The following is a 21864-nucleotide window of genomic DNA, read 5'->3' as shown; positions in this document are numbered from 1 at the left end:
TATGCAGCTGAGAACTGCCGCGATTCTAAAGACGTTTAGAGACGTGATTGCTGGCTTGGAGGTTTGCGCAAAACCACCGCTGCAGGCCACGCTTTACCGTTTGCATAGGCACTAAAATGCGGATGATTTGTCACTTGGAATAGGATTTATATTCCTTATAAAACAATAGGTTGTGTATATTTAGTCCCCGGCATGGGGTGCTAGGGGCCGTGTGTGTCGCCGATGAACTTCACTCCGGCGCCATCATCACCGCGAGCGTCATTTTGATGAATTCCTCGTTCTTGTCGATGGCTTCTAGGGCGCAACGAACGTTGTCGGCAACATCGGCTGATCCACGCTGCTCGACCCAGTTCGACAGTTCCAGGATGGCGGCCTCCAAGGCAAGCTGGTTTTCGTTGATTTTGAACAGCAGGGAAGGGAGCAGGTCTGAGTTTGGCATCGAAAATCCTCGGTTATGAGGTCAGCGTAGCACTGCGTTTCATGAAGGATTTTTAACCGTTGGCAGGACGCGGGGGAGAGGGAAAATCAGGAAAGTTTTGTAACGGTTACCAAATAGTTTTGTAACGATCTCCAGAGACTGCACAGATTCACAGACTCCAGAAACGACAAAGCCCTGAATAATCAGGGCTTTGTCGTATAAAGATGGCGGAGGCGATGGGATTCGAACTCATGGACCTGTTACAGTCGACGGTTTTCAAGACCGTTGCCTTAAACCACTCGGCCACACCTCCGTTTGCGTTGCGGGCGCCATAATACCTGAATGAAACACACTGTCAAACTCTCTGCATAGCTTGTTGCAGGGCGTCTGTTATGATCTTTGCGACTGAACGTTTCAAACCAACAGGAGTGTCGCCATGCGCGAACAGGATTACGCAGTTAATAACAGCGTGCAGGCTGAGCAGCTAGAGGTTAGCCGCGTCCTGCGCAACACATACGGCTTGCTCGCCCTGACCCTCGCATTCAGCGGTGTGATGGCCTACGTTGCCCAGCAGATGCGTGTTGGCTACCCGAACGTGTTCGTGGTGCTGATCGGCTTCTACGGTCTTTTCTTCCTCACCAACAAACTCCGTGATTCGGCGTGGGGCCTGGTGTCGGCATTTGCCCTGACCGGTTTCATGGGTTTCCTGCTTGGCCCGATCCTCAACCGTTACCTGGGCATGCAGGGCGGCGCTGAAGTGGTCAGCTCGGCGTTCGCGATGACGGCGCTGGTGTTTGGCGGCCTGTCGGCGTATGTGCTGATTACCCGCAAGGACATGAGCTTCCTCGGCGGTTTCATCACGGCAGGCTTCTTCGTGCTGCTGGGTGCAACGCTGGCGGGCATGTTCTTCCAGATCAGCGGTCTGCAACTGGCGATCAGCGCAGGTTTCGTGCTGTTCTCCTCGGTCTGCATCCTGTTCCAGACCAGCGCCATCATTCATGGCGGCGAGCGTAACTACATCATGGCCACCATCAGCCTGTATGTATCGATCTACAACCTGTTCGTCAGCTTGTTGCAGCTGTTCGGCATCATGGGTCGCGATGACTGATCGTCGGCCTTGAAGTAAAAAACCCGCTCAGGCGGGTTTTTTTATGTTCGCAATTCAGGGCTATTCGACGATAACGATGCTGCCGTCGGCCTGCTGTCGGTAGATGGTGTAGGGCAGCAACAAGGTATCGAGTGCGCCGGAGATGACCACATCGATCAGCACGATAGCGGGGGCAGGGCCATGTACCTGCGCGTCCCGGCCCTCTTCGAGGGGAGCATTGAGGAAGCAGAAATCGTAGGTCACGCCACTGTAGATGCGCGGTACCGCGCCACAGTAGCTTTTTTGCTTCTGGAGGCTTTTTGCGGCCGCTTCGTCACTGCGCACAACTGTCTGAATCGTGCCGCAACCCGCCAGCATCAATGCCGCGAGTAGCATTACCGTGGTTTTCATACCGTCAATCCTTCGCCGGAAACCGTCAATCTACTTCAACCTGAAACAAATATCACTCACGCCATGGGCGGCAAGCGGCGCTTGACCGGGGTTTTCTTGACGATTGCGGTGTTGGTTTCAGCGTGGGTATTGAGGCGGTCGAGCAGGGTGTCCAGTTGTTCCATCGAGCGCACGTGCAGGCGTGCAATGAAACAGTCGTCGCCGGTGACCTTGTCGCACTCGGTGAACTCGGGAATGGCCATGATTTGCCGTTCCACCTCCTGCAATTGCCCCGGCAACGGGCGAATGCGCACGATGGCCTGAAGTTGATAACCAAAGCTTTTCGGGTCGATTTCTACGGTGTAGCCCTTGAGCACGCCACGTTCTTCCAGGCGGCGCAGACGCTCGGCAACGCTGGGGGAGGACAGGCCGCTGATTTGCGCCAGGGCCTTGAGCGAACGTCGCGAGTCTTCCATCAGGGCCGTGATCAGCACCTGGTCGATATCGTCGGTCATGGCGAAACCCTCAATTAGGCATTTTTTAACAATGGCCTTGATAAAAAAGGCCGATCTCGAGTTTAGCCTGCTTTTTGCTATGGAGTAGCGCCTGAGTGCATCGGCATACTTTGGCCATAAACACAGGAGTCTGATGATGGACAAAACCCTACGCCGCGGTTCGTTCGAAATGACAGCCGCCATGCTGATCTCTGGCACCATCGGCTGGTTCGTGCTGGTGTCCGGGCAACCGGTGCTGGATGTGGTGTTCTGGCGCTGCCTGTTCGGTGCCGGCACCTTGCTGCTGATTTGTGCCGCCTTCGGCTTTTTGCGCCCTGGCATTTTGACCCGCACCACCTTCTTGCTGGCGGTGCTCAGCGGAGTGGCGATTGTCGGCAACTGGGTGCTGTTGTTCGCCTCCTATTCCCGGGCGTCGATTGCCATTGGCACTGCCGTCTATAACGTCCAGCCGTTCATGCTGGTAGGGCTGGCGGCGCTGTTTCTCAACGAAAAGATCTCCGCGCAGAAACTGGCCTGGCTGGGCGTGTCGTTTCTCGGGATGCTGGCGATTGTCAGCGCCCATGGCAGCCAGGGCGAGAGCGGTGGCGATTACCTTGCGGGCATTGCCCTGGCGTTGGGCGCGGCGTTTCTCTACGCGATTGCTGCGCTGATCATCAAGCGCCTGACCGGCACTCCACCGCATTTGATTGCGCTGATCCAGGTCAGCACGGGCGTGTTGCTGCTCGCGCCATTCGCGCATTTTTCAGCATTGCCGCAGGCGCCAAGCGCGTGGGCCAGCCTGGTGACGCTGGGCATGGTGCACACCGGTGTGATGTACGTGTTGCTGTACGGCGCCATTCAAAAACTGCCGACGGCGTTGACGGGGGCGCTGTCGTTCATCTACCCGATCGCGGCGATTTTCGTCGACTGGTTCGCCTTCGGCCATCGCCTGGAGCCGCTGCAGTGGATTGGTGTCGCGGCGATCCTGCTGGCCGCGGCCGGCATGCAACAAGGCTGGTCGCTGAAGTTTCGGCGCACAGTCACGCCGTAACCCGCTACGCCGGCGTCAGATGTTCCAGCGCGGCGCGCTCGCGGCCAGTCGCTGGCGCATCTCGCCGACGTTGGCGGCCAGTTGTCGAGTCAGCAGGCGATATCCGTCCAGCGTGTTGTAGACCGGTACATCAAGACTGACCAGCGGCAATTCCATGGGCCGGTTGAGCCGCTGGGCGGCGCCTGATTTCAAGGCCCGGGCCATGCCGATCAGTTGCACGCGAATCTGTCGATGCTCGGCTTTCAATGCCGTTTGCAGGAGTGTCATCGCCTCGGGGTCATTGGCATCCGGCCGGGTGTTGCCGAGGATTTCCAGGGTGCTGACGCACATGCGCAGGTTGCGCTGGATGGCATCCAGTTCGGTCATGGAAATCTTCACTTCCTTGGACACCGACGGCATCAGTGAGCGCAGTTGCACCATCACTGCGTTCAGACGCGTCATGAGTTTGAGGTGTTCGTCGGCGGTGATGGCCTGGCCGTCAATGATGCGCCCGTAGGTTTTCGCGCAATCGCGCAACGCATCGGCCAGGTTGTAGCGCCAGGAATAAACCGCGTACAGCGGCAGGGCGAAGGAAAACGCCAGCGCCAGGGCAATGCCGATCAGGATATCCACCCCGCGCCACAAGCCATCGGTGACCGGGTTGTCGCCGTGGCCGGCGACGATAAACACGGTAATCGCCGACAGCAGCGCGGTGTAACCACCCTTGCCGATGGCGTGATACGAGAAAAACCCGCACACCACCGACATCGCGAAATAGGTCAGCCAGGGCATCCCGAGCCAAGCCTGTTGTGCCACCAACGCCAGGCCGACGCCGGCGCCGATCAGGGTACCGATGGCACGCTCGGCGGCTTTCTTGCCGATGTTGCCGTGGTGCTGCAAACCGCCGATCACCACCAGCATCGTCACCGACGCCCACTCACCGTGGGGCAGGTGGATGCCGGTGGTCAGCAGGATCGTCGCCAGCAACCCGAGCGACACCCGCACCGCATGGATCACCCGGGCATGGCGGTAGCGCCGGTACGGGTCCAGCAACGGCCGCAGCAGTCGGCGCAGCAGCGGTGGCAATCGTTGGGCTCTGGATGTACTCAGGCTGGCTCTCCTCAGAAGATGTAGTCGGTGGTCAGGAAGCTCGAGCTGCGGCCACTGATGATCTCGCTGATCAGGTCCTTGTTGGTTTCCTGGAACTTGGTGGCCACCAGGGTGCGGATCGAAAACACCCGCAGTGCGTCATGGACCGACAAGGTGCCCTCGGCCGAGTTCTTGCGACCGTTGAAGGGGTAGGTGTCCGGGCCGCGCTGGCATTGGGCATTGAGGTTGATGCGCCCGACCTGGTTGGCAAAGGTGTCCACCAGCCGGCCGACCGCCACCGGGTTGGTGCCGAAGATGCTCAATTGCTGGCCGAAGTCCGACTCCAGCACGTAATCGATCACGGTATCCAGATGACGGTACGGCACGATGGGGATGACCGGGCCGAACTGCTCTTCCTGATACACGCGCATCTGCGGCGTGACCGGGTACAGCACCGCCGGGTAGAAGAACGACGCACGCGCTTCACCACCGTTGGGGTTCACCACCTTGGCGCCTTTGCTTTCGGCATCCGCCACCAGTGCATGCAGATAGTCGACCTTGCCCGATTCCGGCAGTGGCGTCAGGGCTACGCCGCTTTCCCAGGGCATGCCGGGTTTGAGGTTGGCGAGCCTGGCATTGAATTTGTCGATGAAGGACTCGACCACGTCTTCGTGGACAAACAGGATTTTCAGCGCCGTGCAGCGCTGGCCATTGAATGACAGCGAGCCCGTCACCGCTTCACTCACCGCATTGTCCAGATCCACTTCCGGCAGGACGATACCCGGGTTCTTCGCATCCAGGCCCAGCGCCGCGCGCAAACGGTGGGGTTTGGGATGGAGTTTTTTCAGGTCGCTGGCGGCCTTGTTGGTGCCAATGAAGGCAAAGATGTCGATCTTGCCGCTGGCCATCAGCGCACTGACCGTCTCGCGGCCGCTGCCATAGATGACGTTGATCACCCCGGCCGGGAAGCTGTCGCGGAAGGCTTCCAGCAACGGGCGAATCAGCAGCACGCCCAGTTTGGCCGGTTTGAACACCACGGTGTTGCCCATGATCAGCGCCGGGATCAGCGTGGTGAAGGTTTCGTTCAACGGATAGTTGTAAGGCCCCATGCACAGGGCGACACCCAGCGGTACGCGACGGATCTGGCCGAGGGTGTCCTGTTCCAGTTCGAAACGGCTGGAGCGGCGGTCGAGCTCTTTCAGCGCGTTGACGGTGTCGACGATGTAGTCGCAGGTGCGGTCGAACTCCTTTTCCGAGTCCTTGAGGTTCTTGCCGATTTCCCACATCAGCAACTTGACCACGGCGTCGCGCTGTTCGCGCATGCGCGCCAGGAAGGTTTCGACATGCTGGATTCGTTCGGCCACGCGCATGGTCGGCCACAGTCCCTGGCCACGGTCGTAGGCGCGCACGGCAGCGTCTAGGGCGGTCAAGGCGGTCTCGGCATCGAGCAGCGGCGTGCTGCCCAGGATCACTTGCTCGTCGCCATTGACGCCGGCCAGGTACACCGGGCTGCGGACCTGGGCCAGTGGCCCGTTCCAGGTTTTCAGTACGCCATCGACCAGGTACTCACGCTGCTCGGTCTGGCCGTCAAGGCGGTACTTTTCCGGGATGTCGGCGGGGCTTGGGAACAGGTTCTCGAGAATCTTGGCTGTGGTCATGTCGCTAGCCCTCAGGAATGGATGATGCACTGATGAATCGTTTTAGCAGACCTCAGCGATGCTTGTCATGACTCATCTCAGCGTTTTGTCGCACAGCGTGATGGATGGCGGATTCATCGACACCTCCGTCATGGCCTCAGAAGCGCCCCTTGTTGGCCCCCAATGCCCTCAACCTGCCCGCGCGGGGTGCCTTAGTGTTGAGTTCTCCTTGATCACAACAAAAAAGGTGCATCCGGCTGGCCGGGCACCCATAGAGAGGACAGTCATGCGGGCAAGCCGGTTAACTGAAAAGCCTAGCCTTTGTTTGGCCTTGGCGGGGTGCGTCTTTGCGGCGTTGCTGGCGGGGTGCGGCGAAGAAGCGAAAATCCCGCCGGGCCGCAGCGAAGCGGCTGCCGCGAGGCCCGCCGACGCCGAGCTGGCGCAGGTTTACGACAACAGCTGCAAGCTTTGCCATGCCAACCCGGCGGCCGGGGCGCCGCTGACCGGCGACATCAAGGCCTGGGAGCCACGGGTGGCACAGGGCGTCGACACGCTGCTCGATCACGCGATCAACGGCTACAACGGCATGCCGCCGATGGGCATGTGCATGCAGTGTTCGCAGGAGCAGTTCCTGGCGCTGATTGCCTTTATGTCCGGCCAGCCAATCCAATAACAACAAGGCAAGGTACGATTCATGACGATGGACATGACACGGCGTCAGTTGTTGCAACGGGCGAGCGTCATTGGCGCCTTTACTGCGCTCGGCTCGACACCGGCATTGGCCGAACTGCTGCGCGCGCCACGGTTGATCCCCTGGCGCAACTGGTCGGGCGGCCAGAGTTGCCTGCCGGCAGCCAGGCTGGCGCCCAGGAACCTGGATGAATTGACGCAAGTGGTGCGCCAGGCCCCCGGCAAGATTCGTCCGGTGGGCTCGGCTCATTCCTTCAGCGCACTGGTGCCCACTGACGGGACCTTGCTGTCGTTGAGCTATTTCTCGGGTTTGCTCGATCACGATGCGAAAACCCTGCAAGCCGAGTTCGCCGCGGGCACGCCGATGTCACGCATGGGCACACCGCTCAAAGACATTGGCCAGGCCCTGCAAAACATGGCCGACATCGATTACCAGACCCTTGCTGGCGCGATCTCGACCTCGACCCACGGCACCGGCAAGAACTTTCAATCCTATTCGGCGCATGTCTGCGGCTTGCAGTTGGTGACCGCCAACGGTGACGTGCTGGATTGCGACACCAGTCGTCATCCTGAAGTGTTCAGCGCCGCCCGGGTGTCGCTGGGAGCGTTGGGCGTAGCAACCAAAGTACGCCTGCAAAACCGCCCGGCGTATCGCTTGCGGGAGCGGCAGTGGATCGCCAAAACTGAAGAGTTGCTGGAGGACCTGGACAAGAACACCCGGGAAAACCAGCACTGGGAAATGCTCGTGGTGACCCATTCCGACTACGCCTTGTCGATCGCCCTGAACGAAACCGACGACCCGGCCACACCGCCGGTCCCGGCGGATGAGGAGGGCGGCAACGAGTTCGTCACGCTGATCGAGAAAATCGACAAGTACGGCAGTGATTTCCCGGACCTGCGCCGCACCATGCTCAACAGCCTGCGTCACCTGGCCAGTTTCGATGAGCGGGTGGGCGACTCGTTCGATATCTACGCCAACGTGCGCACGGTGCGTTTCAACGAAATGGAATATTCCGTGCCGGCCGAATACGGTCCGGCGTGTTTGCGCGAGATTCTCAAGCTGATCCAGGACAAGGACCTGCGCACCTGGTTTCCGATTGAATACCGCTACGTCAAGGCCGACGACATTCCCCTGAGCATGTTCGAAGGCCGCGACAGCTGTTCGATCTCGGTCCACCAGCATTATCAGATGGATCATCACAACTTCTTTGCCGCCATCGAGCCGATTTTCTGGAAGTACAACGGCCGGCCGCACTGGGGCAAGTTGCATACGCTGAACGCGAAAAACCTGCAGCCACTGTACCCGCGCTGGCAGGAGTTCATCCAGGTAAGGCAGGAACTCGACCCCAGCGGCAAATTCCTCAATGCGCATTTGTCATCGATTCTGGGGGTGAGCTGATGGCCGTCAATCGCCGTAATTTTCTGCTCGGCACTGTAGGTGTCGGTGCCTTGTTGGCGGGTGTCGGAGCGTGGTTGCGGCCGGGTGACCGTGGTGCGCCATACAGCGATTACTTCCGCGCGCTGAACCGCGAACTCAAGGACCACGGCCCGATGCGCCCGGTAATGCTGATCGATCTTGATCGGCTGGATCACAACATCGATGTGGTGATGCAATCGGTCAAGCGCGGTGGCAAACACCTGCGGCTGGTGGAGAAATCACTGCCGGCACCGGGGCTTTTGACCTACATCGCCCAGCGCGCCGGCACGCAACGCCTGATGTCGTTTCACCAACCCTTTCTCAACCATGACGCGGTGCAGTTTCCCGAAGCCGACATTCTGTTGGGCAAGCCGCTGCCGGTGCGTTCGGCCGAGTTGTTTTATCAGTCGCACAGGGGGCCTTTCGACCCATCGAAGCAATTGCAATGGTTGCTCGATACGCCGCAGCGCTTGCAGCAATACCTCGCCCTGGCCCAGGGGCTGGGCACGCGGATGCGGGTGAACATCGAACTGGATGTCGGACTGCATCGCGGAGGCGTCAGCGACCTTGGCGTACTCGGGCAGATGCTGACGCTGATCAGCCAGCACCCGCAGCACCTGGAGTTCGCCGGGTTCATGGGCTACGACCCGTTCGTGGGCATGGGGGTGCCAGGGATTCTGGGCTCGCCCGAAGAACTGTTCGCCAAAGTGATGGTGATCTACAACCGCTGCGTCGATTTCACCCGTCGGCAATACCCCGCCTTGTGGCGAGAAGGGCTGACCCTCAATACGGCCGGCAGCCCGAGCTATCGCATGCATGAGCAAGAACAGCTCAGCAGCGAAGTGTCGGTCGGAACGGCGATGCTCAAGCCCGTTCACTATGATTTGCCGTCACTGCTGGAACATGTGCCTGCCGCCTACATCGCCACACCGGTATTGAAAAGCACCGGGGCGGTGAATATTCCGGCGCTGGATGACAAGTCCGGGCTGTTTTCGTGGTGGGACACCAATCAGCGCGAGACGTTTTTCATCTATGGCGGTAACTGGATGGCGGAACTCGAATCGCCAGCGGGGTTGCAGAGCAATGGCGTGTATGGCCGCAGCTCGAACCAGGAAATGGTCAATGGTTCGGCGGCGGTGGGGCTGACGGTTGAGGACCAGGTGTTTTTGCGGCCGACCCAGACAGAGTCGGTGTTGTTGCAATTCGGGGATTTGCTGGCGGTTCGGGGTGGGAAGATTTTGGATAGCTGGCCGGTGTATTCCTGAAGGATTTTCAGTGTCAGTGCCGCCGCCTTCGCGAGCAAGCCCGCTCCCACAAGTGCAACGCTGCACCCTGTGGGAGCGGGCTTGCTCGCGAAGGCGTCAGTTCAGTCAAAACGCATAGGGAATACTGACCTTGGCCCAAAGCATTTCCCCTTCAGGCCGGTTTTCCACGTCGAACTCCTTGGCCCAGCGAATCTCCGCGCTGGCGTATTTGAGAAAGGTCCAGTGCAGCGCCGGACCAATCGCAAACACCTGGCCGCGCACCCCGTCGTTCACGTCCTGGCCATTGAACTGCACGGTGTGGCCGAACTGTTTGTCATCGGTGGTTTGCTTGAGGTAGTAGCCGTTCAGCCCGAGCATTAGGTCGTCGGTAATTTTGTAACTGGCCGAATAGTCGAAGTGGAAAATCTGCCCCGACTTGTAATCGGTGTCCTTGTTTTTCTCGTTGAAACTGTACGTGGTCTTCATCGACACCTCGGTTCTGTCCGTCGGCAGCCAGGTGAAGGAGAACAGCGGTTTGTAGGTGTAGAAGTTGTTGCTGGTGTTGGCCAGGCGATCAACGCTGTATTCGCCGGTCGGCACGGTGACTTCAATGGCGGCGCCGAGGGTCAGGTTCGGGCCCATGTCCCAGAGAATGATCGGCGCGAACGTGGTGTCGCCCATGCCTTCGCGGGTGTCCTGCGGCAGGCCGAACACCGAGACTTCCTGCTTGAGCCACGGTTGCGCGATGTAGCCGGCCAGCCGGCCGCCGAACACGCGTACCGGGCTGAGGTAGTCCAGGCGCGGAATGACCGCCGTGGATTCGATCTCGACGTTTGGCACCTTGCCGCCGAGCGAGCTGATGTTCAGCTTGGTGGCTTTGTAGTGGTTGTAGTAGAGGTTGAATGCAACCATGTTGTCCGGAAGGCTGTCGGGCGAAAGCGGCAACACGAAAAAGCCGTCGGTGCCGGGGCCGATGTTGTCCACGCCAGCCTCGGTGGCCAGTGCCGGTTGCAGGGCGCAGGCGCCGGCCAGGCCAATGACCAGTAGGGGAAGTGTCGTGCGGGTCGGGATCATGGGTGTACTCATTATTATTGTTAGCGGGCTTTTCGGCATCCATACGAGGGCCGCAACATAGAAATAAGCTGTCTGCGCCCTGCAAGGCAGGGTATTGGCGGCCATTTAGGGGGACTTCTGCGGACAGCCTTTGAACCCTGTGCTAACTTCCTTCGACATAACCGGTTACAAAAATAAGAATGCAGTTCGACCCGGAACGTATAGCCCCATGCAAATGAAAGTGACTGACCCCACCTTTGAACTGGCGCTGGTGTCGCCGTTTCTCCTGCAAACCCTGGCCGAAGTCGCCGAGCAAAAAGGCATCGACCCCGAGAGCCTGTGCCGAGGGTTGGGTTTTGACTTTGAAGACCTTCAGGACCCGGCGCAGCGCATTTCCTATCGCCAGGCCGTGGCCATGATTCAGCGCGCGCTCAAGGTCCTGCCCAATCAGGGGCTGGGCTTGTGGGTCGGCGCGCAGAATGTGCTCGGTACGCTGGGGTTGTTGGGGCATGTGCTGTCGCTGTGCAAGACCCTGCGCGATGCCTTTGAACTGGGCATTCGCCATCAACACACTTCCGGCGGCATTGTCGTGTCGAGCGTGGAGGAGGCGGGGGACCGGGTGTTTGTCGACGTTGAATGCCGCTTGCCGTTCGCCGACGTGCAGTTGTTCGCGGTCGAGGAGTTTTTCGCCAGCCTGCTGGTGTACGGCCGGGCGCTGGTCGGGGCGGATTTCAAGCCGATGGCCGTGGAGTTCATGCATGCCGCGCCGGACTATCTCAGCGAATATTCGCGCCTGGTTGGGCCTGACGTGCGTTTCGGTTGCCTGCAGAACCGCATGGTGATCGATGCGTATTGGCTGGACGTTCACTTGCCCAATCACCATTCCCTGGCCCTGCGTCAGGCCGTGAAACTGCTCGAACTGGAAGCTGCGCAGGTGCACCGGAAAATGGATTTGATCCAGGCGGTGGAACGGGCGATTGCCCGGGACCTGGCCGAGGGTAGCCACATCGAGAAAATCGCCGGCGACCTGAACATGAGCAGTCGCACCTTGCGCCGCCGCCTCACCGAACACGCCCTGACGTTCGAGACATTGCTGGAACAAGTGCGCCAGGCCCGCACCATGAGCCTGCTGGCCAACCCGGACATGTCCATCGAACGCATCACCGAGGAAGTCGGCTACAGCGACGTGCGCAGCTTTCGCCGGGCTTTCAGGCGCTGGACCGGCAAGAGCCCGAGTGCCTTCCGCAGCGAAAGCCCCAGCGCGGTCTGATCTCCATGTGTCGAGAGGGGTTTGTGTGACCTCTGACAGCACACAAACCCTCGCACTCCGGTTAAACTCCGAACTCTTTTTTCGAGGAGTTCATATGAGTCATTACCAGCCGGGCATTCTCGCCACCCCCGTTCCGCCTCAAGCCCGCCATATGTTCTTCGCTCTCGAATCCGTCGCTGCTCTGCCGGTCGCGCTCGATAACCTGCAAGGCCTGGTGGACGGCAAATCGGTGGTGGTCGGCTTCGGCGAGTCCCTGGTCAAGGCGCTGGGCGGGCAGATCGAAGGCCTGCGCACTTTCCCGGCGCTGACCGGTGTCGGCGTCGATAATCCGTCGACCCAACACGCGCTCTGGTGCTGGCTGCACGGTGAGGACCGTGGCGAGTTGCTCAACCGCAGCAACGCCATCACCGCAGCACTGGCCCCGGCGTTGCGCCTGGTGCAGATGAACGAAACCTTCCGCCACATGGGCGGCCATGACCTGACCGGCTTCGAAGATGGTACCGAGAACCCGCACGACGCAGCCGCCGTGGCCGCCGCCGTGGTCGGTCAGGGCGCGGACGGTACGGTGGGTGGCAGCTTTGCCGCGATCCAGCAGTGGCAGCATGACTTGAAAGGTTTCCATGCGCTGTCGGCGGATGAAAAAGACAACATCATGGGCCGCCGCTTGAGCGATAACGAAGAGATCGACGACGCGCCGGTTTCCGCCCACGTCAAACGCACCGCCCAGGAAAGCTTTGCACCCGAGGCCTTCGTGGTGCGCCGCTCGATGCCGTGGATCGAAGGTGACCGTGCCGGCCTGATGTTCCTGGCCTTCGGTTTTTCCCTCGACGCCTTCGAAGCCCAGTTGCGCCGCATGAGTGGCCTGGAAGACGGCATCACCGACGGCTTGTACCGCATCAGCCGCCCGATCACCGGCGGCTACTACTGGTGCCCGCCGCTCAAGGACGGTCGACCGGACCTGCGCGCCTTGCGCATTGGCTGAGAAGCCGGGCGAGCCTGTGAACCTGGTACGCCGCTGATTCTTCAGATCACACGATCTTCTGTAGGAGCGAGCCTGCTCGCGATGGTCGTCAACGATAACACTGGAAGCCTGACACCCCACGGCGTTCTCTGGTTTATCGCGAGCAGGCTCGCTCCTACAGTTTTGGATTGCGTTGTGCATCTAACCTTATGCGCATTCGGTATTTCTCAACTGGCACAACGCTTCTCTAAGATCACGTCATAACTCGTTATAACAAGTGATCTGCCATGACCGATAACGTTCTATCCCTGAGCAGCGTCCCGTTGCACACCCAGCTGCGAGAGGTGCTGCGCGCCCGCATCCTCGACGGCGAATACCCGCAAGAAAGCCAGATGCCTTCCGAAAGCGAGCTTGGCGCGTTGTTCAAGGTCAGCCGCATCACCGTGCGCCAGGCCTTGGGCGACCTGCAGAAGGAAGGGCTGATCTTCAGGATCCACGGCAAGGGCACCTTCGTCGCCAAGCCGAAAACCTTCCAGAACGTCAGCACCCTGCAAGGCCTGGCCGAGTCCATGACCGATCGCGGCTACGAGGTCATCAACCGCCTGCGCAGCTTCAAGTTCATCGCCGCCGACAAGCTCGTCGCCGAGCGTTTGCAGGTCGCCGAAGGCGAAGTCGTGGCGCAGATCAAACGGGTGCGCCTGATCAATCGCGAGCCGATTTCCCTGGACGTCACCTACCTGCCCAAGGCCATTGGCGAGCGTCTGGAAAAAGCCGACCTGGTCACCCGCGACATTTTCCTGATCCTGGAAAACGACTGCGGCCTGACCCTGGGGCACGCCGACCTGGCCATCGATGCGGTACTGGCCGACAGCGACCTGACCCTGGCACTGAACGTCGAACCGGGTTCGCCGATCATGCGCATCGAACGCCTGACCCACGATGCCGAGGGTCGGCCGCTGGACTTCGAACACCTTTACTACCGTGGCGATGCCTTCCAGTACCGCCTGCGGATCGATCGTCAAAAAGGGGATCAGGCATGACGCGCAGCACGTTGGAGCAGGAATACGACATCGTCGTGATCGGCGGCGGCACTGCCGGCCCGATGGCGGCGATCAAGGCCAAGGAACGCAACCGCGACCTGCGGGTGTTGTTGATCGACAAGGCCAACGTCAAGCGCAGCGGCGCGATCAGCATGGGCATGGACGGCCTGAACAACGCGATCATTCCCGGCCACTCGACACCGGAGCAGTACACCAAGGAAATCACCATCGCCAACGACGGCATCGTCAATCAGGCGGCGGTGTATGCCTACGCCACCCACAGCTTCGAAACCATCGAGCAACTGGACCGCTGGGGCGTGAAATTCGAGAAGGACGAAACCGGCGACTACGCGGTGAAGAAGGTCCACCACATGGGTGCTTATGTGTTGCCGATGCCGGAAGGACACGACATCAAGAAAGTCCTGTACCGCCAGCTCAAGCGCGCGCGAGTGACCATTACCAACCGGCTGGTCTGCACCCGATTGCTGACGGATCAAGAGGGGGCGGTCAACGGCGTGATGGGCTTTGATTGCCGCACCGCTGACTTCCATGTGATCAAGGCCAAGGCGGTGATCCTCGCCTGCGGTGCCGCCGGACGCCTGGGCTTGCCGTCCTCGGGCTACCTGATGGGCACCTACGAAAATCCGACCAATGCCGGCGACGGCTACTCGATGGCCTACCACGCCGGGGCCGAGCTGGCGAACCTGGAGTGTTTCCAGATCAACCCGCTGATCAAGGATTACAACGGCCCGGCCTGCGCCTACGTCACCGGTCCCTTGGGCGGCTACACCGCCAACAACAAGGGCGAGCGCTTCATCGAGTGCGACTACTGGAGCGGACAGATGATGTGGGAGTTCCACCAGGAACTGGAAAGCGGCAACGGTCCGGTGTTCCTCAAGCTCGATCACCTGGCCGAGGAAACCATCCAGAATATCGAACAGATCCTGCACAGCAACGAGCGTCCGAGTCGCGGCCAGTTCCATGCCAATCGCGGCACGGACTACCGCACGCAGATGGTCGAGATGCACATCTCGGAAATCGGCTTTTGCAGCGGGCATTCGGCGTCGGGGGTGTGGGTCAACGAGAAGGCCGAGACCTCGGTCAAGGGCTTGTACTCGGCCGGCGACATGGCCGCGGTGCCGCACAACTACATGCTCGGCGCGTTCACCTACGGCTGGTTCGCCGGCCACAACGCGGCGGATTTTGTCGCCGGGCGTGAGTTTTCAGCGCTGGATGCCCGGCAGATCGAAACGGAAAAACAACGGGTCTATGCACCGCTGGATCGCGAACACGGCCTGCCGCCAGCCCAGGTCGAGTACAAGCTGCGGCGCTTCGTCAACGACTACCTGCAACCGCCGAAAGTGACGAAGAAGATGCAGATCGGCCTGCAACGCTTCAGCGACATCCAGCGTGACCTCGACCAGATCAAGGCCCACAACGCCCACGAGCTGATGCGTGCCATGGAAGTCAGCATGATCCGTGACTGCGCCGAAATGGCCGCCCGCGCTTCACTGTTCCGCGCCGAGAGCCGCTGGGGGCTGTACCACTATCGCGTCGATCACCCGCAGCGCAACGACAACGACTGGTTCTGCCATTGCCACCTGAAGAAGGACGAAAACGGTTTGATGAGCAGTTTCAGGAAAGCCGTCGAGCCTTACATCATCCCGCTGGATGCCGACGAAATGCAGGCCTACGACCGGCTGCGGGTCGGTGCCGATGCGGCTTGATGCCGACAACAAAAGAGAGAGCGAACATGGCTTACCAACCCCAGGAAATTTTCTTCCGCTCCAACGCACCGGTCACGGTCGACGAGGACCTTTGCATCGCCCACAAGGGCTGTACCGTGTGCGTCGACGTTTGCCCGATGGACCTGCTGGCGATCAATCCGGCCACGCAAAAGGCCTACATGGCGTTCGACGAATGCTGGTACTGCATGCCCTGTGAAAAAGACTGCCCGACCGGGGCGGTGAAAGTGGAGATTCCTTATTTATTGCGTTGATTGACAGGGCGCCTTCGCGGGCAAGCCCGCTCCCACAGTGATTTGTGCTGTACCTCAGATTGTGAAAACAACCACGAAACCTGTGGGAGCTGGCTTGCCAGCGATGAGGCCAGTAAAGACGAGACAAACGCCATCCGGCCACCACCGGACGCCTGCTTCAAAACACCCCTCGTTTCCCACCACGCCCTGATCGTGGCGGAGACGAACAGCCAATAAATGATTCGAGGGGAAACACTCATGATGTTGCGTGCAGCTTTGGCCGGTCTGGTACTGGCTTCATTCACCCTGTCGGCGTCAGCCGAAACCATCCGCATTGCCATTGGCACCCAGGACACCACCATCAACTGCGCCGCCGGCGGCCTGTTGATTCGTGAGTTGGGCCTGCTGGACAAATACCTGCCCCACGAGGGCCGGTACAAAGACGCCCAATACGACGTGCAGTGGAAAAACTTCACCAGCGGCGCGCCCCTGACCAACGAGATGGTGGCCGGCAAACTCGATTTCGGTGCCATGGCCGATTTCCCCGGTGCGTTCAACGGCGTGGCGTTCGAAACGGCGGGCAAGCACAGCCTGTTTATCAGCGTGCTGTCGGGCAGCACCAAGGGCAGCGGCAACGGCATCGTGGTGCCGAGTGCATCGAGCGTGCAGTCGCTGGCCGAGCTCAAGGGCAAGAGCATTTCCGTGCCGTTCGCCTCCACGGCCCACGGCATGTTGCTGCGCGCTGTCGCGGCCCAGGGCTGGGATCCGCTCAAGGACGTGAACATCATCGCCCAGCCGCCGGAAGTCGCCGGCTCTGCATTGCAGGCCGGCAAGATCGATGCTCACGCGGACTTCGTACCCTTTGCCGAACTGTTCCCGAGCCGTGGTTTCGCCCGCAAGATTTATGACGGCTCCCAGGCCAACGCGCCAACCTTCCACGGTGCGCTGGTCGATCAGACCTATGCCAGGCAGTACCCGGAAATCGTCGTCGCTTACCTGCGGGCGAGTATCGAAGCCAACCAGTTGCTGGCGGCTGAACCGGAGAAATACAGCGAGCTGATCGCCAAGGTCACCGGGGTCGATGCTGAGGTCAATTACCTGTTCCATGGCCCCCTCGGCGTGCAGACCCGCGACCTGAGCTGGAAGCCGGAATACCGTCAGGCCGTGGGCACCGCCATCGATACCCTGAGTTTGTTGAAGAAGGCCGATCGCGGTCTCGACCTGAATACCTTCATCGACGACCAATACATCCGCGCCGCGTTCAAGGCGTCGAACCTGGACTACACGGCGCAGTTGGCCAACTACGCGCAGACGCCGCTCAAGGCGGTGGATGCATCGAGCGGCAAAGCCATCACCGACTTCAGCCACGTGGCCGAGATCTGGGTACGCGGCGAGCCGAAAGTCCGCCAGTACGCCTCGGCGGAACTGGCGTTCACGGCGTTGGCCGCCCTGAAGCAGGAAGGCAAGAACATCCGCGCGGTGTACACCCAGGCCAGCGACAGCGGAATCAAGTTGCTGGCGGATCAGGCGTGGTTTGCCAGTGATGCGAAAGGCCGGCTCAGCGCGTTCCTGCTCAAGGGCCAGGCCCAGCAATTTGCCACGGCCCAGGGCGGCAAGGTGCTCGACTTCACCGATGCCACGACCCAGGCCGTGGCCGTTCGCTAACCCCAACACACCAAGGCCCACCCTGTAGGAGCGAGCACGCTCGCGAAGAACCGGAGAGCGACTCGGGGCATCAGGTTGCCAGCGTTATCGTTGACGACCATCGCGAGCAAGCTCGCTCCTACAGGGATACCGGTTGAGAGGACGAATCGTGTACCGATCATATTCACGCTGGCTCTCCCGAGCCGCTTCATTGCTGCTCTGCCTGCTGTTCTGGCAACTCGCCGCCAGCCACCACTGGAACCTCGGCCTGGTGACTTTCGCCAATGTACCGACCCCGCTTGCCGTGATCGAAGCGGCGCTGGGCCTCGGCGACTCGGGCAAACTCGCACAACACTTGGGCAGCAGCCTTGGCCGGGTATTCGCCGGTTACCTCGCGGCGTTGATCATTGGCGTGGCCCTGGGCCTGGCCATCGGTCGCTCGAAATGGGCCGAAGACCTGTTGCTGCCGCCCCTGGAAGTCCTGCGCCCGATCCCGGCGGTGGCGTGGATTCCCCTGGCGATCCTGATGTTTCCTTCGTCGGAACTGTCGATGGTGTTCATCACCTTCACTGGCGCGCTGTTCCCGATCCTGCTCAACACCGTGCACGGCGTCGAAGGCGTCGACCCACGGCTGATCGCCTCGGCGAAAAGCCTCGGGGCAGGGCGCCGGGCGATCCTGCTGGAGGTCGTTCTTCCGGGGGCCGGGCCAAGCATCATTACCGGTCTGGCCATCGGTATGGGCACCTCGTGGTTCTGCCTGGTGACAGCGGAAATGATCTCCGGCCAATTCGGCATCGGCTATTACACCTGGGAGTCCTACACCCTCCAGAACTACGCCGACATCGTCGTCGGCATGTTGCTGATCGGTGTACTCGGCATGGGCAGCAGCCTGCTGATCAAGCGTCTGGGCGGGCTGTTCACACCTTGGCATCGACCACGAGGAAAAGCCTGATGAGCGTTTTTCAACACCTGGAAGGGCGTATCGATATTCGCGGGCTGTCGATCAGCCTGGGCGAGGGAGACGCGGCTTTCGAAGCGGTGCAGGGGCTCGATTGCCAGATCGAACCGGGACAGTTCGTGTGCATTCTCGGGCCGTCCGGATGCGGCAAGTCGACTTTGCTCGGGGCACTGGCGGGGCACCTGCAACCGCGCACCGGCACTTTGAACGTGGATGGCGCGCCAGTGTCGGGGCCATCGCCACAACGCGGCATGGTGTTCCAGCAGCACACCTTGTTCCCGTGGCGCACGGTGCGTGAAAACGTGGCGTTCGGCTTGAAAATGCGTGGCGTCGGCAAGGTCGAACGGCACAAGGCGGCGGATGAAATCCTCGCCCTGGTGGGGCTCGAAGGGTTTGCCGGGCGCTGGCCCGACCAGCTCTCCGGCGGCATGCAGCAACGGGTGGAAATTGCCCGGGTGCTGGTCAACCGTCCGCGCCTGTTGCTGATGGATGAACCCTTCGGTGCCCTCGATGCCCTGACCCGGTTGAACATGCAGGAACTGCTGCTGGACATCTGGACGCGCATCCGCACCACCGTGGTGTTTGTCACCCATGACATCGACGAAGCACTGTTCCTCGCCGACCGCTTGCTGGTCATGAGTTCGCGCCCCGGGCGGATCATCGAAGACCTGCGCCTGGACTTCCCGAGGCCGCGCAGCACGGAGCTGGTGACCCGTCCTGAATTCTCGCACCTGAAGCGTCATTGCCTCGAACTCCTGCGCCACGAAGACGGCCGGCAACTGCCGCGCCTGAATCCGCTCGGCCTTCCCCCTGAAAACAAACTGCCGCGATTTGCCCTATGACCTCACTCTTCGATGTAACCGATAACGACGACATTCTTGCCCTGCAACCACGCCTGACCGATGACGACCCCGGTGTACGCCGGATCGCGCTGATCGAGTTGGCCGATCTTGAGGAACCGGACGGCCTGCTGTGGTTGATCGATCGACTGGCCGAAGACCCGATTGCCGACGTGCGTGCCGAAGCCGCGCGGTTGCTGGAAGCCTGGGAGGACGAGCCCGTGGTCGAAGCGTTGTGCCGGGCGCTGACGGACCCATCCCCGGCGGTGCAGGCGGCCGCTGCGCAAAGCCTCAGCCTGCTCAAGAGCGAGGCGGCCGGTCGGGTCATTCTGCCGTGGACCGGGCACGCCGACATCGGTGTACGCATTGCCGCGTTCAGGGCCTTGCGCGAGTTGCGTTGCCCCGAAGCCGCCGACGCGGCTGCACGGGCATTGCACGATGAAAGTGCCGGGGTGCGCCGCGAGGCAGTGGGCGTGCTCGGCTGGCTCAAGCAACTCGAGGCCTTGCCAGCGCTTGCGCGGTTGGCCAGCGATGACCCGGACACCGATGTACGGCGTGCCGCCACCGGGGCATTGGGCCTGGCGTCTGACGCGCAGGTGCTGCCAGCCCTGCGCCAGGCCTTGCGGGACGCTGCCTGGCAAGTCCGCGAAGAAGCCGCCACCACCCTGGGCAAGGTCGGCCACCTCGACGCCGGCCCGGCCCTGATCGACGCCTTGGGCGACGATTACTGGCAAGTGCGCCTGCGCGCCACCCGCAGCCTCGGTCGCTTGCGTTTTGTACCTGCGCTCGACGCGCTGATCGACACCCTCGGCCACCGCATCAGCAACCTGCGCAAGGAAGTCGCGTTGGCCCTGGGTGAACTGAACGACCCGCGGGCCGTTGCGGCATTACAGGCCGCACAGGACGACGGCGACCCGGAAGTGCGCAAGGCCGTGCGCATAGCCTTGAGTCAATTGCAATGAATCCGCTGGCGGTGGGTAATTCACGGAGCAGACAACAACTGCGCCTGAACTGGCCCGATGGCCGCGAACAATGGCTGGACCACGCCGAACTGCGCCGGCAGTGCCCGTGTTCGCAGTGCCGGGCGTTTCGGTTGAGGGGGATGGCGCCGATGGTGGATGCGCGGGTGCAGGTGATCGAATTGCACTCGCAGGGGTATGGCCTGCAGCTGGTGTTCAGTGATGGGCATGAGCGAGGGATTTATCCGTGGGCTTATCTCTCCAGCCTGACCGGCCCCCTGTAGGAGCGAGCTCGCTCCGGGCGGCGATCCGACGATGGACGTGAACGATAAAACGATGCAATTGGCGGAACCGGTGCGCCTGGACGTTTTTCGCGAGCAAGCTCGCTCCTACACGGTCCTTGCCAGGAAAACGCCAAAAGAGTACAAATGTACTCCATGACGACTCTGACTCCCCGCCGTACCGCCATCCTGACCTTCATCCGCGATCGCATCGCCGAGCACGGTCAGCCTCCGAGCCTTGCTGAAATCAGCGAGGCGTTCGGTTTTGCCTCCCGTAGCGTGGCGCGCAAGCATGTGCTGGCGTTGACCGAAGCCGGTTTCATCGAGGTCAATCCGCACCAGGCCCGGGGCATTCGCCTGCTCGGGCAGCCGCCGCGTCCCGAGTTGCTGGACATCCCGGTGCTGGGCCGGGTGGCGGCCGGTGCGCCGATCGGGGCCGATGCGGAGGTCCATAGCCGCTTGCTGCTCGATCCGTCGCTCTTCTCGCGGGTGCCGGACTACATGTTGCGGGTCCGGGGTGACTCGATGATCGAGGACGGCATTCTCGACGGCGACCTGGTGGGCGTGCACCGCAACCCCGAGGCGCTCAACGGCCAGATCGTCGTGGCGCGGCTCGACGGCGAAGTCACCATCAAGCGCTTCGAGCGGGTTGGCGATGTGGTTCGCCTGCTGCCACGCAACCCGGCCTACCAGCCGATCATTGTCGAAGCCGACCGGGACCTGGCCATCGAAGGCGTGTTCTGTGGCCTGGTGAGGCAAGGCTGATGGGTGCCGTCGTTGCGCTGGATACGCTGTTCAATGCTGGCCAGGTCTGGAAGGGCCGGCCTGCGCCAGCGGCTGCCAGCCCGCAACCCACCGGGCATGCCGCGCTGGATGCCGCATTGCCCAGCGGAGGCTGGCCGGAGGCGGCGCTGACGGAAATCCTCCTGGCCGGGCAGGGCGTGGGCGAGTTGCAGCTGGTGTGGCCGACGCTGGCGCGGCTGTCGGCGGCGGGCGAGCGCATCGTGCTGGTGGCGCCGCCTTATGTGCCGTATCCCCAGGCGTGGCAGAGCGCCGGGGTCGATCTGCGTCAGTTGTCGATCATCCAGGCCGGCGAGCGCGATGCGCTGTGGGCTGCGGAACAGTGCCTGCGTTCGGGCAGTTGCGGTGCGGTGCTGTGCTGGCCGCACAAGGCCGATGACCGCGCCTTGCGTCGCTTGCAGGTGGCGGCGGAAACCGGCCAGACCCTGGCCTTCGCCTATCGTCCCCTCAGTGAAGCGATCAACCCATCGCCGGCGGCCTTGCGCATCGCCATCGATGCCCGACCGGCACAACTGCGTGTGCTCAAGTGCCGCGGCGGCCTGGCCCGTTCGGCACTGATTGCCTTCGCCGTGGGGCATTGAGGT

Annotated in this window: 23 protein-coding genes and 1 tRNA gene; 17 read left to right on the top strand and 7 right to left on the bottom strand. The window is 61.4% G+C overall.

Annotated features, from left to right (window positions below):
• Positions 1–229: 229 nt before the first annotated feature.
• Entirely contained in the window at positions 230–439 is a 210-nt protein-coding gene (locus ACLD1X_RS21695) for a hypothetical protein (RefSeq protein ID WP_150755771.1), read from the bottom strand.
• 204 nt (positions 440–643) lie between these two features.
• A tRNA-Ser gene (locus ACLD1X_RS21690) sits at positions 644–731 on the bottom strand.
• A gap of 123 nt (positions 732–854) precedes the next feature.
• On the opposite strand from ACLD1X_RS21690, the gene ACLD1X_RS21685 reads away from it, so the two are divergent.
• Positions 855–1526: a Bax inhibitor-1/YccA family protein gene (locus tag ACLD1X_RS21685; protein WP_104448405.1), complete on the top strand. Its 672-nt coding sequence runs from the start codon at positions 855–857 to the stop codon at positions 1524–1526.
• 60 nt (positions 1527–1586) lie between these two features.
• Here the strand turns inward: ACLD1X_RS21685 and ACLD1X_RS21680 are convergent, their stop codons facing one another.
• Both ACLD1X_RS21680 and ACLD1X_RS21675 read right to left on the bottom strand, forming a co-directional pair.
• Positions 1587–1916, bottom strand: a complete 330-nt coding sequence (locus ACLD1X_RS21680; protein WP_429371127.1) for a YceK/YidQ family lipoprotein — start codon at positions 1914–1916, stop codon at positions 1587–1589.
• A gap of 56 nt (positions 1917–1972) precedes the next feature.
• Positions 1973–2410, bottom strand: coding sequence for an Lrp/AsnC family transcriptional regulator (locus tag ACLD1X_RS21675; protein ID WP_007973356.1), 438 nt, complete (start codon positions 2408–2410; stop codon positions 1973–1975).
• A 136-nt stretch (positions 2411–2546) separates the two neighbouring features.
• On the opposite strand from ACLD1X_RS21675, the gene ACLD1X_RS21670 reads away from it, so the two are divergent.
• A complete protein-coding gene (locus ACLD1X_RS21670) occupies positions 2547–3440 on the top strand; it encodes a DMT family transporter (RefSeq protein WP_429371125.1) in 894 nt (297 codons plus the stop codon).
• Positions 3441–3455: 15 nt separating this feature from the next.
• Here ACLD1X_RS21670 and ACLD1X_RS21665 read toward each other — a convergent pair whose 3' ends face one another.
• Both ACLD1X_RS21665 and ACLD1X_RS21660 read right to left on the bottom strand, forming a co-directional pair.
• Positions 3456–4496 carry an FUSC family protein gene (locus ACLD1X_RS21665; protein WP_429371148.1) on the bottom strand — a complete coding sequence of 347 codons (1041 nt, stop codon included), beginning with the start codon at positions 4494–4496 and terminating at the stop codon, positions 3456–3458.
• Positions 4497–4540: 44 nt separating this feature from the next.
• On the bottom strand, positions 4541–6166 hold the full coding sequence (locus ACLD1X_RS21660; RefSeq protein WP_429371123.1) for an NADP-dependent glyceraldehyde-3-phosphate dehydrogenase: 1626 nt from the start codon (positions 6164–6166) through the stop codon (positions 4541–4543).
• A gap of 265 nt (positions 6167–6431) precedes the next feature.
• On the opposite strand from ACLD1X_RS21660, the gene ACLD1X_RS21655 reads away from it, so the two are divergent.
• From ACLD1X_RS21655 to ACLD1X_RS21645, 3 genes are all read left to right on the top strand, one after another.
• Positions 6432–6818 (top strand): c-type cytochrome, encoded by a 387-nt coding sequence (locus tag ACLD1X_RS21655; protein WP_429371146.1) that lies wholly within the window; start codon positions 6432–6434, stop codon positions 6816–6818.
• A gap of 21 nt (positions 6819–6839) precedes the next feature.
• Entirely contained in the window at positions 6840–8234 is a 1395-nt protein-coding gene (locus ACLD1X_RS21650) for a D-arabinono-1,4-lactone oxidase (RefSeq protein ID WP_429371121.1), read from the top strand.
• A gap of 74 nt (positions 8235–8308) precedes the next feature.
• Positions 8309–9517 carry a DSD1 family PLP-dependent enzyme gene (locus ACLD1X_RS21645; protein ID WP_429371144.1) on the top strand — a complete coding sequence of 403 codons (1209 nt, stop codon included), beginning with the start codon at positions 8309–8311 and terminating at the stop codon, positions 9515–9517.
• Positions 9518–9622: 105 nt separating this feature from the next.
• Here ACLD1X_RS21645 and ACLD1X_RS21640 read toward each other — a convergent pair whose 3' ends face one another.
• Positions 9623–10570: a SphA family protein gene (locus ACLD1X_RS21640; protein WP_429371119.1), complete on the bottom strand. Its 948-nt coding sequence runs from the start codon at positions 10568–10570 to the stop codon at positions 9623–9625.
• A gap of 208 nt (positions 10571–10778) precedes the next feature.
• Between ACLD1X_RS21640 and ACLD1X_RS21635 the strand changes: the two genes are divergently transcribed.
• The 12 genes from ACLD1X_RS21635 to imuA all read left to right on the top strand — a co-directional run bounded on the left by ACLD1X_RS21635 (position 10779) and on the right by imuA (position 21861).
• Positions 10779–11819, top strand: a complete 1041-nt coding sequence (locus ACLD1X_RS21635; protein WP_429371117.1) for an AraC family transcriptional regulator — start codon at positions 10779–10781, stop codon at positions 11817–11819.
• Positions 11820–11913: 94 nt separating this feature from the next.
• Entirely contained in the window at positions 11914–12801 is an 888-nt protein-coding gene (locus tag ACLD1X_RS21630; RefSeq protein ID WP_429371115.1) for a Dyp-type peroxidase, read from the top strand.
• Positions 12802–13067: 266 nt separating this feature from the next.
• On the top strand, positions 13068–13820 hold the full coding sequence (locus ACLD1X_RS21625; RefSeq protein ID WP_429371113.1) for a GntR family transcriptional regulator: 753 nt from the start codon (positions 13068–13070) through the stop codon (positions 13818–13820).
• Positions 13817–15547: a fumarate reductase/succinate dehydrogenase flavoprotein subunit gene (locus ACLD1X_RS21620; RefSeq protein WP_429371111.1), complete on the top strand. Its 1731-nt coding sequence runs from the start codon at positions 13817–13819 to the stop codon at positions 15545–15547. The genes ACLD1X_RS21625 and ACLD1X_RS21620 overlap by 4 nt, the downstream gene beginning before the upstream one ends.
• Positions 15548–15573: 26 nt before the next feature.
• A complete protein-coding gene (locus ACLD1X_RS21615; RefSeq protein ID WP_007946457.1) occupies positions 15574–15819 on the top strand; it encodes a 4Fe-4S dicluster domain-containing protein in 246 nt (81 codons plus the stop codon).
• A 237-nt stretch (positions 15820–16056) separates the two neighbouring features.
• Entirely contained in the window at positions 16057–17463 is a 1407-nt protein-coding gene (locus tag ACLD1X_RS21610; RefSeq protein ID WP_429371109.1) for an ABC transporter substrate-binding protein, read from the top strand.
• Between the two features lie 148 nt (positions 17464–17611).
• Positions 17612–18394, top strand: coding sequence for an ABC transporter permease (locus ACLD1X_RS21605; protein ID WP_429371107.1), 783 nt, complete (start codon positions 17612–17614; stop codon positions 18392–18394).
• Positions 18394–19242 carry an ABC transporter ATP-binding protein gene (locus ACLD1X_RS21600; RefSeq protein ID WP_429371105.1) on the top strand — a complete coding sequence of 283 codons (849 nt, stop codon included), beginning with the start codon at positions 18394–18396 and terminating at the stop codon, positions 19240–19242. The genes ACLD1X_RS21605 and ACLD1X_RS21600 overlap by 1 nt, the downstream gene beginning before the upstream one ends.
• Complete coding sequence (locus ACLD1X_RS21595; protein ID WP_429371103.1) at positions 19239–20201, top strand: HEAT repeat domain-containing protein; 963 nt, start codon at positions 19239–19241, stop codon at positions 20199–20201. The genes ACLD1X_RS21600 and ACLD1X_RS21595 overlap by 4 nt, the downstream gene beginning before the upstream one ends.
• On the top strand, positions 20198–20482 hold the full coding sequence (locus ACLD1X_RS21590) for a DUF971 domain-containing protein (protein ID WP_429371101.1): 285 nt from the start codon (positions 20198–20200) through the stop codon (positions 20480–20482). The genes ACLD1X_RS21595 and ACLD1X_RS21590 overlap by 4 nt, the downstream gene beginning before the upstream one ends.
• Positions 20483–20626: 144 nt before the next feature.
• Complete coding sequence (gene lexA, locus ACLD1X_RS21585) at positions 20627–21244, top strand: transcriptional repressor LexA (RefSeq protein ID WP_429371099.1); 618 nt, start codon at positions 20627–20629, stop codon at positions 21242–21244.
• Positions 21244–21861, top strand: coding sequence for a translesion DNA synthesis-associated protein ImuA (gene imuA / locus ACLD1X_RS21580; protein ID WP_429371097.1), 618 nt, complete (start codon positions 21244–21246; stop codon positions 21859–21861). Before lexA ends, imuA begins: the two co-directional genes overlap by 1 nt.
• Positions 21862–21864 lie beyond the last annotated feature (3 nt).

The organism is Pseudomonas sp. 18173 (genome assembly GCF_050432945.1).
GTDB lineage: Bacteria > Pseudomonadota > Gammaproteobacteria > Pseudomonadales > Pseudomonadaceae > Aquipseudomonas.
Note: the sequence above shows the minus strand (reverse complement) of the source record. Positions and strands in the feature narration are given on the sequence as shown.